Origin of the sequence: Spirosoma rhododendri (assembly GCF_012849055.1) — a bacterium.
Classification (GTDB): domain Bacteria; phylum Bacteroidota; class Bacteroidia; order Cytophagales; family Spirosomataceae; genus Spirosoma; species Spirosoma rhododendri.
Genome location: NZ_CP051677.1, coordinates 1,644,813 through 1,658,280 on the forward strand (window position 1 = coordinate 1,644,813; position 13,468 = coordinate 1,658,280).

The 13,468-nt window shown below is 55.5% G+C and carries 11 protein-coding genes and 1 pseudogene; 7 read left to right on the forward strand and 5 right to left on the reverse strand.

All coding sequences use genetic code 11. The features are described from left to right. Positions 1-40: 40 nt before the first annotated feature. The gene (locus HH216_RS06690; RefSeq protein WP_169550086.1) at positions 41-1,855 is read right to left on the reverse strand and encodes a glycosyltransferase; all 1,815 of its coding nucleotides are present in this window, start codon (positions 1,853-1,855) and stop codon (positions 41-43) included. 51 nt (positions 1,856-1,906) lie between these two features. Next, on the reverse strand, positions 1,907-2,905 hold the full coding sequence (locus HH216_RS06695) for an isoaspartyl peptidase/L-asparaginase family protein (protein ID WP_169550087.1): 999 nt from the start codon (positions 2,903-2,905) through the stop codon (positions 1,907-1,909). An 80-nt stretch (positions 2,906-2,985) separates the two neighbouring features. On the opposite strand from HH216_RS06695, the gene purU reads away from it, so the two are divergent. Continuing rightward, complete coding sequence (gene purU, locus HH216_RS06700) at positions 2,986-3,840, forward strand: formyltetrahydrofolate deformylase (protein ID WP_169550088.1); 855 nt, start codon at positions 2,986-2,988, stop codon at positions 3,838-3,840. Positions 3,841-3,966: 126 nt separating this feature from the next. Continuing rightward, positions 3,967-5,631: a sodium:solute symporter family transporter gene (locus HH216_RS06705; protein WP_169550089.1), complete on the forward strand. Its 1,665-nt coding sequence runs from the start codon at positions 3,967-3,969 to the stop codon at positions 5,629-5,631. Here the strand turns inward: HH216_RS06705 and HH216_RS06710 are convergent. Further along, positions 5,619-6,356, reverse strand: a complete 738-nt coding sequence (locus HH216_RS06710; RefSeq protein WP_169550090.1) for a copper homeostasis protein CutC — start codon at positions 6,354-6,356, stop codon at positions 5,619-5,621. The two genes, HH216_RS06705 and HH216_RS06710, sit on opposite strands and share 13 nt — an antisense overlap. 277 nt (positions 6,357-6,633) lie before the next feature. Here HH216_RS06710 and HH216_RS06715 point away from each other — a divergent pair, with 277 nt between their 5' ends. After that, positions 6,634-6,855 carry a DUF2795 domain-containing protein gene (locus HH216_RS06715; protein ID WP_009284883.1) on the forward strand — a complete coding sequence of 74 codons (222 nt, stop codon included), beginning with the start codon at positions 6,634-6,636 and terminating at the stop codon, positions 6,853-6,855. A 64-nt stretch (positions 6,856-6,919) separates the two neighbouring features. On the opposite strand, the gene HH216_RS06720 is transcribed toward HH216_RS06715, so the two are convergent. Together HH216_RS06720 and gldG are read right to left on the reverse strand one after the other, a co-directional pair. After that, positions 6,920-8,149: an MFS transporter gene (locus HH216_RS06720; RefSeq protein ID WP_169550091.1), complete on the reverse strand. Its 1,230-nt coding sequence runs from the start codon at positions 8,147-8,149 to the stop codon at positions 6,920-6,922. Between the two features lie 96 nt (positions 8,150-8,245). After that, positions 8,246-9,913, reverse strand: coding sequence for a gliding motility-associated ABC transporter substrate-binding protein GldG (gene gldG, locus HH216_RS06725; protein WP_169550092.1), 1,668 nt, complete (start codon positions 9,911-9,913; stop codon positions 8,246-8,248). A 222-nt stretch (positions 9,914-10,135) separates the two neighbouring features. Here gldG and HH216_RS06730 point away from each other — a divergent pair, with 222 nt between their 5' ends. The 4 genes and pseudogenes from HH216_RS06730 to HH216_RS06745 all read left to right on the forward strand — a co-directional run bounded on the left by HH216_RS06730 (position 10,136) and on the right by HH216_RS06745 (position 13,420). Continuing rightward, positions 10,136-10,714, forward strand: a complete 579-nt coding sequence (locus HH216_RS06730; RefSeq protein WP_169550093.1) for an RNA polymerase sigma factor — start codon at positions 10,136-10,138, stop codon at positions 10,712-10,714. Further along, entirely contained in the window at positions 10,695-12,185 is a 1,491-nt protein-coding gene (locus HH216_RS06735) for a hypothetical protein (protein WP_169550094.1), read from the forward strand. Before HH216_RS06730 ends, HH216_RS06735 begins: the two co-directional genes overlap by 20 nt. Before the next feature lie 50 nt (positions 12,186-12,235). Then, positions 12,236-12,724 carry a QcrA and Rieske domain-containing protein gene (locus HH216_RS06740; RefSeq protein ID WP_169550095.1) on the forward strand — a complete coding sequence of 163 codons (489 nt, stop codon included), beginning with the start codon at positions 12,236-12,238 and terminating at the stop codon, positions 12,722-12,724. A 16-nt stretch (positions 12,725-12,740) separates the two neighbouring features. Then, positions 12,741-13,420: pseudogene (locus HH216_RS06745) on the forward strand (hypothetical protein). Positions 13,421-13,468 lie beyond the last annotated feature (48 nt).

The following is a 13,468-nucleotide window of genomic DNA, read 5'->3' on the forward strand; positions in this document are numbered from 1 at the left end:
CAGAACGTTGAACCTTAACCATTAAACCTTGAACTGCACGCTACTTTCTGCGCTTGAGCGCGAGATCGTGCGCGGTGTCGTAGTAAGAACGGAGGCTGTGCCAGTCGAATATTTCGGCGATGTTTTCGACCCGGTTGCGCTGTTGAATCCGGTCGCGCTGACTCAGCCGTACGAACCGGTACAGCATGTCAGCAAGCTCGTCGGCGGCTTCGTTGAACGAGTTGGTCCGGCGGTTCACGACGTAAATACCCCGGTTTTCGTAGTCACGCATGATCTGCATGATGAAATCACCGAATCCCGACTGGTCGCTCGTAACGGTCGGAATACCCCGCACCACGCATTCCAGCGGGGTGTAGCCCCACGGCTCGTAATAGCTGGGGAATACCCCCAGGTGGCAACCCCGTACAAACTGACTGTAGTCGAGGCCAAACAGTGGGTTGGTCGACGCAATGAAATCGGGGTGGTACACGATCTTAACCCGGTCGGCTTCGTTATTGACGAGGTTCGCCTGCCGGATAAAGCGCGTCATGTCGTCTTCCTGCACCAGATTGTGGGTCACGAAAGGCGGCAGCGTTTTTGTCTTCCAGCTTTGAATCGTTCGACGGAGCCGCAGCCGCCAGTATTCGTCGATAAACGAGTTGAGGTCAGGAATTTTGGTGTCGTTCTGCGATGCAGCTGCCAGAAAGAGCCGTTCGCCCACCTGCTTCTCGATATTCTCGCAGGTTTCGTGAATCTCATCGAGCAGGGCCCGCGAGTGTAGCACGTCGGGGTTGATAGACGTATACGGTTGGCGCGTTACGAGGAACATCACCACCGTCATGTCCATCTCTTCCTGCTTCATGCGGTAATTCAGCCGGGCGAGGGCCTCCAGCGTCAGGTCGTACCCTTTGTTGGAAAACTCGAACCGGCCCGACGTGAAGAAGTAGAGCGTCTTGTCGAGATCGAAGGAGTAGCTCTGGAAGAAGTGGCCCATGATAAACTCATGGATCTTGTCTTTATAGCGAACGTGCAGGTTCTGAAACTCGTGCGTAGCCGCAAAGCGCGTAACGTTCAGGCCGTTGGGGAGTACCAGATCGGGGTTACGGCCGAGAAAAACCTCGCATTCCCGCGCCGTCACGTCGCTGACGGTCGTGAATACGTGGGCCTGCAAAGCCGCCAGCCGCTCGATGGTGGCCTGCGTTTCGATACCGTAGTGCTGAGCTTCGCGCAGCCAGTCGAAGAAAGGCAGTTTGCCGTAGAAGCCCGCTTCGTTCTGAGCTAGGTACCGCCCCAGCATAGTCGCGTGGGTCGTGAAAATCGTCGCAATTCTGACGTTGTCTTTCCGCAGGTCAGGCAGGCCGGTGCTTGCCATCCACTCGTGGAAGTGCGCCACAAAATCGACACGACGCGCGTGGTTTTCAGCCAGAATGGTCATGAACTGCCGCACCATGTCGCCGAAAATAATGGTTTGGTTGACCAGGTCTTCAACGTTGAGCGTCGGTAGCTTGTGATCGCGCCAAAGCCGCCCTTTGATCTCGTTGAGCTGACCGACCGGCATACTGTAGATGTCGAACAGCACCACGCGTGGCCGACCCGTAATAAGCCAGTAGCCATACTCGACCCGGTAGCCCATCTGCCGCATCTTGCTGACCGTCTGCCCGATTTCGGTTTCGTCGGAATCAACGATCGGTTCAAACTCGGCGGCTGCTTTCTGGGGAAAATACGGCCCCAGCGCAACATAATTGTCGTCCCACTTTTCGACCATCGCCGGTACTTTCGACCGGATGACCGTGTAAATACCACCGACCTGGTTACACACTTCCCAGGCTACTTCCAGCAGTAGTTTGCGTTTTGAGGTTGAAAAGACGGATTCCAAGGCTAGTCCAGTTGTTTAATAAGCCGGGTGATAGGTTGACACCGGCCAGGTTTACTTATTTATATACGAACGGGCATCTGTCACTTCTGTTTGCCCATTTCTTGTCAAGGTAAAATTAAAACCGGGATGAATGCTATAAGCGCCCGTTTCCCCTGACTTATTTACTGCGATAAAGCCAACCTGCACGTCTTTATAATCCTGCTTTTTCACAATCCGTAGCGCGGCTTCTTCGCAGGCCTGCTGTGGCGTACGGCCCTGCCGCATCAGTTCGACCACTAGAAACGAGCCGCAAGTACGCATAACCAGCTCGCCCAGACCCGTTGCGCAGGCCCCACCGATCTCATTATCAACGAATAGCCCGGCTCCGATAATTGGCGAATCGCCCACCCGACCGTTCATCTTGTAGGCCAGCCCGCTCGTTGTGCAGGCACCGGAAATATTACCGGCTTTGTCGATCGCCAGCATACCGATTGTGTCGTGCCGTTCGATGTTGATAACGGGTTTGTACTTGGCCGTCTTCAGCCACGTTTGCCAGGCCGCTTTCGAGGCCGGCGTCAGCAAATTTTCTTTTTTGAACCCGTTCGCTAGCGCAAATCGCTGCGCGCCTTCGCCACTCAGCATGACGTGGGGCGTTTTTTCCATTACAGCCCGCGCCACGGAAATGGCGTGCATGATATTTTCCAGATACGTGACCGAACCTGCATTGCCATTTTCGTCCATGATGCAGGCATCGAGCGTTACCCGACCGTCGCGGTCAGGCAGCCCGCCGTAACCCACACTGGTATCGTTGGGGTCGGCTTCAGGAACACGGACACCCGCTTCGACCACATCGATCGCGCGTTTGCCCTGATCGAGTACGGCCTGCGCAGCTGCGTGGGCTTTTGGCTGTTTCCAGGTTGAGAGAATAAGAGGGCCACCCTGAGGCAATCCTGACTGGACGGTGTCGGATGCGATCGTCTTTGCGGGCTGAAGTTGAGTAGCGCGGAACGCCAGCGAGGGGAATAGACTCACCAGCGGACCCAATCGTAAAAAGTGTCGTCTGTTTACCATGAAGTGAGGGTTACGGGCCCAAATAAAGGAATTAACTAGTGGCTTTCACTACTTTTGACCGACTTTCTTCCCTGTCACTCATGGTGGATTCTGATAAACATATTTTACTGATGGACGGCCCCGATGCGAAGGGGTTGATTTACCACGTTACCGGTGTTCTGTTCCGGCACGGCCTCAATATCATCCACAACGACGAATACGTCAGCCCGACAGGCCGGTTTTTTATGCGGACTGAATTCGACGGAAACGTCAATGAAAAAGCGCTGTTGCAGGACCTGACATCGACCCTATCTGACCAGACTGACGCCGAGGGAATCACGTTTCGGCTCAACCCCAAGCGCCGGAAGAATATCGTGATTATGGTCACGAAAGAACACCACTGTCTGGCCGAACTGCTGATTCGGTACGCATTTGATGAACTGGACGCGGATATTCTGGCCGTGGTGAGCAACTACAACACCCTGCAACCGCTGGTCAGTAAATTTGGTATTCCGTTCCACTATGTATCGCACGAAGGAAAGAGCCGCGAAGAACATGAAGAAGCCATTCTGCGAACGCTGGCGATCTACGAACCGGAATACCTCGTGCTGGCCAAATACATGCGGGTGCTGACACCAGCTTTCGTACGGCATTACCCGAACCGCATCGTCAATATCCACCATTCCTTTCTACCCGCATTCGTGGGGGCTAACCCGTACCGGCAGGCGTATGAACGGGGTGTCAAAATCATTGGCGCAACGGCCCACTTCGTCAACAATGATCTGGACGAAGGGCCGATTATCGCGCAGGACGTAAAAGAGGTAAACCACCGGCAACAGGCGGGGGATATGGCGATGGAAGGGCGCGACGTCGAGAAAATCGTGCTGTCGCAGGCGCTCAAACTGGTCTTCAACGACCGGGTATTTATCGCTGGCAACCGAGCCATCGTGCTATAATTTCAACCGATTGCATTGCAGTTTGAGCAAATAATCCGTCGAAATTTCACCAAATCCTTATCTTTCGACTCGGAATACGTCAACTCATAAATAACTCTTTCCCTTTACCTGCCTTTCAGACCCGCCATGCAAAAGCTTCAGGCACTGGATTACATTGTTTTCTTTTTCTATTTCATCATTGTTGCTTCGTACGGTGTCTGGATTTACCGGCGTAAACAAACCGAAAAAATGTCGACAACCGACTTTTTTCTGGCGGAAGGATCACTGACCTGGTGGGCCATCGGCTCGTCGCTGATCGCGTCGAACATTTCGGCCGAGCAGTTTATCGGTGCGTCGGGCGATGGCTTTGCGATGGGACTGGCTATTGCCACCTACGAGTGGATGGCTGCGGCTACGCTTATCGTAGTAGCGATATTTTTCATGCCGATCTACCTCAAGAACCGGATCTTTACGATGCCGCAGTTTCTGACGCAGCGGTACAACAACACGGTATCAATGATTATGGCCGTTTTCTGGCTGTTTCTCTACGTACTCGTTAACCTGACGTCGATTCTGTTCCTCGGTGCGCTGGCTGTATCGACCATTTCGGGGCTGAACTTCACGCTGTGTATGATCGCGCTGGCGGTGTTTGCCGTCATCATCACCATTGGCGGGATGAAAGTAATCGGCTTTACCGACGTAATTCAGGTGTTCTTCCTGATTATGGGCGGGCTGGCCACGACCTATCTGGCTATCGAACTGGTGTCGGCGCAGAGCGGTACGGCGGGCGTTGCCAACGGACTGAACATCATGCTCACCCAGTCGTCGGACCACTTCCAGATGATCTTCACGAAAGACAATCCGTTTTATTCGTCATTGCCCGGCCTTACGGTGCTGATCGGCGGGATGTGGATTGTGAACCTGAACTACTGGGGCTGTAACCAGTATATCACCCAGCGGGCGTTGGGTGCCGATCTGAAAACGGCCCGGCAGGGCATTCTCTTCGCGGCTCTGCTGAAACTGCTCATGCCGGTCATCGTTGTGCTGCCGGGTATTGCCGCCTACACCCTGTACCAGAAAGGGCTGTTTCAGAAAGAGATGCTCGACGCGTCGGGTGAAATCAACAAAGACCACGCCTACCCAGTACTGCTGAACCTGCTGCCAACGGGTCTGAAAGGGCTTTCGTTTGCCGCTCTGACCGCTGCCGTCGTAGCCTCGCTGGCGGGTAAGGCCAACTCGATTTCGACCATCTTCACGCTCGACATTTACAAGAAATACATTGCACCCGAAGCGGAAGATGCCAAGCTGGTCAACATCGGGCGGATTACCATTGTCGTCGCGATGATTCTGGCGATTCTGATTTCGCCGTTCATGGGTATCGACAAGAAAGGTGGATTTCAGTTCATTCAGGAAATGACCGGGCTTGTGTCGCCGGGTGTATTTGCCGCCTTTATCATGGGCTTCTTCTGGAAACGGACCAACTCGTCGGGGGCCTTGTTTGCCATCGTCGGGGGCTTCCTGCTGTCGCTGTTTTTCAAATATGTGCTGCCGGGCGTGGTCGATCTGTCGTTCCTGGCTCCGATGGGCTTCGCCGTACAGGGGGCCGATGGTATCTACACGATTCCGTTCCTCGACACGATGGGCTTCGTATTCCTGATCTGTGTGTTCGTCATGTTCATACTGGGTATGCAGAAGCCAAGTCTGAAAGGGCTGCAAATCGACTCCAGCATGTTTAAAGTGGCTCCCGAATTCACGATCGGCGCGACGCTGGTATTGATGACCGTAGTCGGGCTGTACGTTTATTTCTGGTAGTGAACTAGTTTCACCACGGGCGCAATGGCGTCGGCACTGGCTTCGATTCGTTCGTATTCGCCCAGCACTGCCGACGCCATTGTTAGTTCCGGACGACGGTACTGCATCGGGCTGGCCTGCGACGATTTGCCGCTCAGGTGAAGCGCCCCGACACCCGCATCGAGTAGTGCCTGCGCATTCTGAATCGACACGCCAACGCCTGCCATGATCTCAATCCGACCGGCAGCCTGCTCAACCAGTTGCCGCAGTACGGGAATGCCCTGCGTGGCGGATGGATGCTGCCCAGATGTCAGAATGCGAACGCAGCCGGTGCGGATAATGGCTTCAAGGGCTTCGGCGGCATCACGGCTCATGTCGAACGCGCGGTGGAACGTCACCGGCAGCGGATGCGCCAGCTCGACTAGTGCGCGCGTTTTTTCTTCATCGACAGTCCCGTCGGCGCGGAGCAGCCCCAGTACAATGCCGTCGGCACCGGCGGTCTTGGCGGCTTCGATGTCGGTCTGCATAACGGCAAACTCCGTTTCGGAATAAAGGAAGTCACCCCCGCGCGGTCGAATCATGACGTATAAGGCGATCGACACCTGCCGACGGGCCTGCGCAACGAGGCCAATACTGGGCGTGGTACCGCCTTCGCTCAGACTACCGCAGAGTTCAATTCGGTCGGCACCGGCGTCTTGCGCGGTCAGGCAGGATTGCAGCGAAAAAGCACATACTTCAACAGTCATAGCGAAACGTCAGTCAGTTTGTAAGCGTATTGGGGGGAATTGACCGGCAAAACTACGGCTGTTTGCTGGCACGAAAGATGTACAAACCGGAAAGAAATGGGGCAGAATTGTAAATTGTACCGACCTGCGCAAACAAAGCAGAACACTGTTGGTTAATCGCCTAAACCCGGTCAGGAGTTTTTAGTGAATATCTACTGAACAGACAATGATTAGGATAATCACTTTTTTATACTTTTGCACCCTGAAAAAATAGTCACGCTTTACTGAAATACACACTATGTACTGGACACTCGAACTCGCTTCTTATCTTGAAGATGCCCCCTGGCCAGCCACGAAAGACGAACTGATTGATTACTCGATCCGCTCCGGTGCGCCACTGGAAGTCGTAGAGAATCTCCAGGAACTCGAGGATGATGGCCAACCCTATGAAAGCATTGAAGAAATCTGGCCGGACTACCCGACCAAAGATGACTTCTTCTTTAATGAGGACGAATACTAGTTTATTCGAATCGTTATAAGGCAAACCGGCCTGACTCCGCGTATGAAGTCAGGCCGGTTTTTGTTTATTCCTCGCTGTAGTCCAGATCCCTGCCGAACGTTTCCGGTAGTTTGAGCAGCGACAGAAAAGCCAGCCCGAAGCAAACCAGCCCGATGATACCGCCCGCTGCCAGTGTACCGATAGCGGGCTTCATAGCTTGGAAGGCGGGAATACTAAGCAGCGTCGTGGCCCGGACGTTGTTGGCGACCGAGGTGGTAGCCGTCGCCCGCAGGTTGGTGCCAAAACTCTCCGCCGTGACCGTCAGGAACAAGGCGATGTATCCAATGCCGAAGCCCATCCCGACGCACAGGCCGTAAAACAGGCCGCTCGTTGACACGATGCCGGACAGGTAAATGACGACAAACAGCAGCGTCAACGCCATCATCAGGCCAATAGCTTTTCGTCGCGACTGGAGCAACTGGCTAAACGGACCGCTGAGCAGGTCGCCCGCTACCATACCGACGTACGTGAACATGACACTACGGCCCGGCTGAATGGCTTCGGGAAGGTGCAGGGCTTTGCCAAACTCATTGCCGAACGTCGCCAGAATGCCGATGACGAAGTATGTTGGCAGCGAAATACCCATGCACCAGATGTAGCGCATCAGCCGGTCGCGGTTCTGAAACAGCGCCCAGAAATTACCCCGTTTGACTTTGGTTTGCTGTACCTGCTGATACAGGGTCGATTCCAGAATGGTCACGCGCAGTACCAGCAGACCAAGTCCCAGCCCACCGCCGATGAAGTAGGTTGTGCGCCAATCGAAGAGCGAGACGGTGAAGTACGCCACCACGGCTCCGAACAGCCCCACCCCCGCCACCAGCGACGAGCCGTAACCGCGCAACTGCCGGGGTAGTATCTCGCTAACCAGCGTGATGCCCGCCCCCAGCTCGCCCGCCAGCCCCAGCCCGGCTACGAATCGCAAAGCCGCATACAATCCCGGATTCTGCACAAACCCACAGGCGATGTTGGCCAGCGAGTAGGTGATGATCGAGCCAAACAGCACCGACAGCCGGCCGCGTTTATCGCCCAGTACTCCCCACAGAATACCGCCCAGAAGTAGACCCGCCTGCTGAATGTTGAGGATACGACCCCCTTCCAGCGAGATAGCCGCTTCCGACAGGCCCATATCTTTCAGGCTCGGTACCCGCACGATGTTGAATAGCAGCAGGTCGTACACGTCGACAAAGTAGCCGAGCGCGGCAACGATGACGGGTAACGAAAACAGGGGTCGTAGCGAGGCAGAACGGGATGACATAGGGCGGGGCAGGTTTATCGTCACGAAGAACGTTTTCCCCGTCGAAAAAGGCAACCCGTTGACCTCAGGGGGCGGGGGATGATTACTGGGCAGGGATTACCGCGCGTAGCGGCTTCGGCGTGCTACCTGCCAGCCAGCACCAACCAGCCCGATCAGCAGCAGTGGACCCAACAGATTCAGTAACTGCCAGCTGGTGCGGCTGGCGTCGAGCCGGATTTTGTCGAGCGGGCGCAGCGTTACTGTACGGGTACGGGCCGCAATGACGCCGTTGGGATCGACGAGGTAGTCGATGGCGTTCATCGCAAAATCCTTGTTGGCGTAGGTCGTGCGCGTAAAGCGGTCAAAGCCCAGCGGGTACGGCTGATTCTGCCGGTAGTTGACGTCGTTGATAACCAGATCGCCGTCGGAGCAGATCAGCACGCGCGACGGTACGCCTTCGGACCGAAAGCCAGCCGCACGCGGGTCGCCGGGTAGAATCTGATTAGCGTACAGCGAGGTGAATTTGCCTTCCAGCAGGCAGGCAATTAGTTTGGGTCCACCGTTGTACGTTTGCGGATCGGGCTGTTTGCGGGCTTCGGTGTAGGAAATCAGCGCAGGTGCTTTCAGGTCCTGGGTGTAGGCCGAGGTCAACAACAGCGGAATTTTCTGGATGCCCCGCGACTGCACCGTATCGAGCGAACTAGTGAATCGCGCCAGCACCATGTCGAGGTTGCGGACGATGGGGTTGCCCGATTTGCCGAAGTTGTTGAGCAACGGGTAGAACCGCCACGGCAGCAGCTGAATGTTGGGTTTGTCGCCCATGTTGCCCACGTTGAGCGGAATAGGCGCACAGTACAGATCCTTTACCACGTCGCGGTTGAGCCGGACGCCCCAGCGGAAAAACAGGTTGTCGAGGTTCAGGTTGAGCGGCTGAGCGTACGTCCCTTCATTGCTGACCGAATCGACGCGCTGCCCATCCACAAAAAACAACGCCCGGCCACCGTTGACTACGTACTGATCGATCTTAAAAATTGCATCGTCGGAAAATGGGCGGTCAGGCTTGGGAACGAGCAACGCGTCGAGACCACTGATCGGGCCGGGCTTGCTCATGTCCACAAAAAACAGATCGTACTTCTCCTGTACCGACGCCAGCAGATCGGCGAAGCGGGAAGGAGGCACCTGCGTGTTACTGTAAAGCAGGCCCACGCGCCGGCGGTTTTCACCCGTCTGGGTCAGCTTCTGAATGGCCGATGCGAGTTGAAATTCCACCCCTTCATACGACTGGTTCAGCTGCTCTTCCTTCGACGCGGTTTTGTTTCCCTTGAGCAGCAGTACCGGCACTTCCTTTCCGGCATACGAAACGATTGCTCCCGGAAACAGCAGCTTTTCGGTGCGCTTACCCCCTTCGTTGGCCACCAGATTTGTCGGCAGCAGGCCCCGCTGCTGAAGTCGGTCGATCAGCTTATTTTTTTCGTCGGCACTGGTGATGGCGTCGGGGTCAATGAATCGGTAGGTGATTGTTTTCCCGGCCCGCACCTGAAATTCATCCAGCGTTTCGCGCACCGCACTTTCCAGTCGTTTGAACGCTGGTGGCAGATCACCCGTCAGGTACACGTCGACGTGAATATCACCGGGCAGGGTTTCCAGCATCGTGCGGGTAGCATCCGAGAGCGTGTAGCGTTTCTCCTGCGTCAGGTCGACCCGAAAAAAGACAAAGGCCGACAGAACATTGACGGCAATCAGCACCAGTAAAAAAATAAGGGTACGTAACGAAGCAGCTTTCATACAATACGGTAAACGAACGGGGCACCCCAATCGGTAAGATATAAACCCGAAAAGGAACGGGGGCCCGGCTAAATTGGCTCACCTTGGGCACCGGCAAGTTTACGGCAAAAGGGTTGAAAACAGATTTTTACACTTATTTTTTGCCACCGACGCAACCCTGATCGACTTCTGTTCGTATCTGGGTTAAAAAAGCATTAACACTGTATAGCTCGTTGCCTATCGATGGCCGATCGCCCCCAACGTGATGCTCTGCCCGACCTGGTGGCTGGTTGCCTGCGCAATCACCGTCAGAGCCAGGAATTGCTGTACCGGCAGTTTTACGGGTTCGCCATGAGCGTTTGCATGCGGTATGCACCTACCCGCGATAGTGCGCTGGAGGTGCTGAATGACGGCTTTTTAAAGGTTTTTACCCGACTGGATCAGTATGACTCGTCGCAGTCGTTTAAAAGCTGGCTCCGGCGAATCATGATTAATACCGCCATCGATCAGTATCGGCAGGAAACCCGTCACGGTCAGCAAAGCGATATTGAGCGCGCTGAGCAACTGGCCCCTTCGGCTGAACCGGACGCATACACGCAGTTGGCGCACGAAGACCTGCTGACGCTTGTACAGCAGCTGTCACCGGCATACCGACTGGTTTTCAATCTGTACGCTATCGACGGGTATGCACATGACGAGATTGCCGACAAGCTTGGTATTTCGGTTGGATCGTCGAAGTCAAATCTGGCCCGCGCTCGTGAAAACCTGCGGAATTTATTGAAACAACACCACCCCGATGAGTATGCAAGAGTTACCCGATGACCAATTGGACGGACTCTTCAGAAAATCGCTTGAAGAGTCTGAACCGCCCTACGATCCGGCTGCGTGGCAAACCATGCAGGATAAACTGAACGCGCACGACAAACAGCAGTTCTGGCAGCGCTGGCTGACTCGCGGGTTGCCTGTACTGCTGCTACTCCTGCTGTCGACGGGTATCTGGCTGATCGCTGACCGTGAACCAGCGGTTTCGACAACGGCACCAATTGCCACGTCGACAAGTCGGTTGGCAACGGTCGAACAAACGGACCATAAAGCACACCTGACCGAGGAATCTGATGCTGGTCGAACCCGTCGTTCGGTAGAGCCGTTACCCACGCCGACCGTGTCTGAAACATCCGGTGAGCAATCTGCGGACCAGCCGAAATCGACCGTAGTTAGTGGCGAGCTGCCTGATAAACCGGCGTTACAAAGGCAATCGGGTACGCCGACTTCCGTACCATCAGTTGCTGGTAAAGCGCAGGTCGCGCGTGTTCGTAAGCCGCTGAGTGAACCACGATCGGGGGTAACCCGTCAGACCGAATTTGTCGGCCAATCGACGCGTCGGGTTGACATGGCACAAAGTCAAACGGCTCGTTTTTACGCGCGGCCACACGCGAGAACAGCAGATCGGACGTTTACTGACCAGCCAACCGGCCGGACAGTTGGTGAAACGACGGTGCAGACTGTTGGGGAATTGCCGGATGCGGATAATGCTCCTGCGGACCGATTCACGGCTATGGTCGCCCTGTTGCCTAGTCCGCTGTCGGTACCGTCTGCCAAATCGGCCCGGATCGATCGCGATGTTGAAGCGCCGGCATCGACCAGTAGTGTCTCCCAGCCGACAGTGGAACGCATTGACAAAACCACGGGCCTGAGCATTCGGATGCTGGTGTCGCCGGACCTGAGTACCATCGGGCTGACTAATTTTTCCCGGCCCGGCACCAATGTTGGCCTGATGCTGGAGTACCAGTACCAGCGGTGGCGGATTCAGGCGGGGGCGTTACGCAGCGTCAAGGTGTATCAGGCTACCGAGCCTGCGGGTGAATACGCGAACATGGGGCAATGGAGCGTTAAGCCGAGCAGCATTGGTGGGCGTTGCAACATGCTCGACATACCCATTAACCTACGCTACGATATTGCCCTGTTGCCGCGTCGTAACGCAATGCCGCCCAGCCGCTGGTTTGTGAGCGCGGGTACGACGACCTACTACATGCTGCGTGAAGACTATACGTACAATTATGACAACCCGGCTGACCCAAAAATCAAGTACCGCGACTGGACCACCGAAACCGGCCGGTACGGATTCAGCCAGTTGAATATATCGGGCGGGTACGAACGGGCCATTACCCGGCGGTTGTACTGGCAGGTCGAGCCTTTTCTGAAAGTACCGCTCAAAGGCGTTGGTTTTTACAAGGTCAACCTGCTCAGTACGGGCGTATTCTTTTCGCTTCGGTATAGTTTACAGTCTCACTAACTCGCTTTCTGTCAATTCATTACATGTCGATACACAAAACAAAAAACCAGATGAAAACGCAACAGCCGGAAGAACAATTGAATCGGGGTGAATTTCTTCGCTCGCTGGGTATGAGCAGTGCCGCGCTGATGGCCTTCTATTGCATGGGTACGCTAAGCGCCTGCTCCAGCAAAAGCACCGATCCGGCCCCGTCGACTGGGAGCGGTACGGGTACTGGAACGGGAACAGGCACAAGCGGAGCGCTCGATCTGACGGCATCGGCCAACAGCGCACTCAAAACCGAAGGGGGTTACGTGTACAACGGCAGCATGATCGTCGCCCGTGTGAAGGGAGGGGGTTATGTAGCGCTGGCGCGCGCCTGCACGCACCAGGGTACCAACGTGCAATACCGGCTGACGCAAAACGATTTCTACTGTCCGAACCACGGCTCGGAGTTCAGTACAGTGGGTGCGGTCGAGGTCGGACCCGCCACGACGGGGCTGGCCGTGTACAAGACGGCGCTGAGTACGGACGGCAATACGCTTACGATCACGACCTAAACCCGACAACGACCTGATGCGAACATTCCTGTTTCTATCAATTTTCTGTCTGTCTGTAGGGCTGGCTGGCGCGCAGGATTCTACGGCGGTCAAACCCCGGACCGATACCATCCCGGCGGTGGACACGTCGGCTAATGACCTGCTCGCGGGACTAACCGATTCGACAGCCGCCGAGCCGTTGTTGCCCCGCAAGATGATTTTTACCCAGCGCGCGTTCTGGGGTACCAAGGGGTTACTGCGGACGATGAACATTGCCCCGCTGACACCCGAAGGCCGGACGAAGGAGCTAAAAATCCGGCGAACGATGCTGGTGGCGCACCAGATCGGTGGTTTCGTGACGCTGGCGGGTTTTGTGGCGCAGGGTATTCTGGGCGGGAAACTGTACAGAGCAAAAGGGCAGGAGTACGTCGACCTGAAGCAATGGCACGAACGCACGGCGGGGATCATTAACGCCACCTACGGTACGACGTTGGTATTGTCGCTGACGGCCCCGCCCCCATCGTCGGTGCCCGGCGTGGCTTCACGACGATCAAACTGCACAAGTATCTGGCCGTGCTGCATCTGACAGGTATGATCGCGACCAACGTGCTGGCCGGTATGATCGATCAGCACCCCGATCTGAAACCTATTCACCGGGCGGCTGCCTACACGACCTTCGGTGCCTACGCCGTCTCGATTGCCGCGCTGACGTTTTAAGTTTTTTTAACACAGAGGCACGGAGAACATACAGTCATCAGATGCTGA